The 782-nt window shown below is 66.6% G+C and carries 1 protein-coding gene and 1 pseudogene; both read right to left on the bottom strand.

Going from position 1 to position 782, the window contains the following annotated elements; genetic code table 11:
- A pseudogene (locus MOV75_RS40315) lies at positions 1-99 on the bottom strand (XdhC family protein); the annotation flags it as partial.
- Positions 100-109: 10 nt separating this feature from the next.
- Positions 110-782, bottom strand: a 673-nt coding sequence (locus MOV75_RS40310; RefSeq protein ID WP_247008414.1) for a VWA domain-containing protein, incomplete at its 5' end; no start/stop codon positions are given.

Below are 782 nucleotides of genomic sequence, written 5' to 3'. Positions count from 1 at the left end.
CGAGCCCCAGGTCTCCACCACCGTCGCCAGCGCGACGCCACGGCCGGCCTTCTGCCAGTCCTCCGCCGCCTTCAGGATATCCTCGTCGCGATCGAGCATGGGGTGCCTCTCAAGCTGCGGAGCGGATCAGGCTGCGGTGATGCGGCGGCAGCGGCCGGGAGAGCGTCGTGATCAGCTCCTGGATCGAACTCAAATTATGTACCGGGCGGAATTCGTCAACGTGCGGGAGCATCATTTTGATGCCCTGCGCCTTGGCCTCGAAGCCGCCGAACCGCAATAGCGGGTTGAGCCAGATCAGCCGACGGCAGGAGCGGTGCAGCCGGTCCATCTCGAAGGCAAGCCTGGAATCGGCCTCCCGTTCCAGCCCGTCCGAGATCAGCAGCACGATGGCGCCCTGGCTCAGCACGCGCCGCGCCCACAATTTGTTGAAATTGTGCAGCGAGGCCGAGATCCGCGTGCCACCGGCCCAGTCCTCGACGGAGGCCGAGCAGCTCGCCAGCGCCTCGTCGGGATCGCGCTGACGCAGCGCGCGGGTGACGTTGGTGAGACGGGTGCCGAACAGGAACACCGAGACACGCTTGCGCGCATCGCCGATGGCATGGAGGAAATGCAGGAACAGGCGGGTGTACTCGCTCATCGAGCCCGAGATATCGAGCAACGCCACGATCGGCGCCGGCTTCTCGATCCGTCCGAGCCGATGGATGTCGATGATGTCGCCGCCGGTGCGAAGCGATGCGCGCAGCGTGCGGCGCAGGTCGAGGCGAAGCCCGCGCGGATCGGGT

Origin of the sequence: Bradyrhizobium sp. PRIMUS42, assembly GCF_023006515.1 — a bacterium.
GTDB lineage: Bacteria > Pseudomonadota > Alphaproteobacteria > Rhizobiales > Xanthobacteraceae > Bradyrhizobium.
Note: the sequence above shows the minus strand (reverse complement) of the source record. Positions and strands in the feature narration are given on the sequence as shown.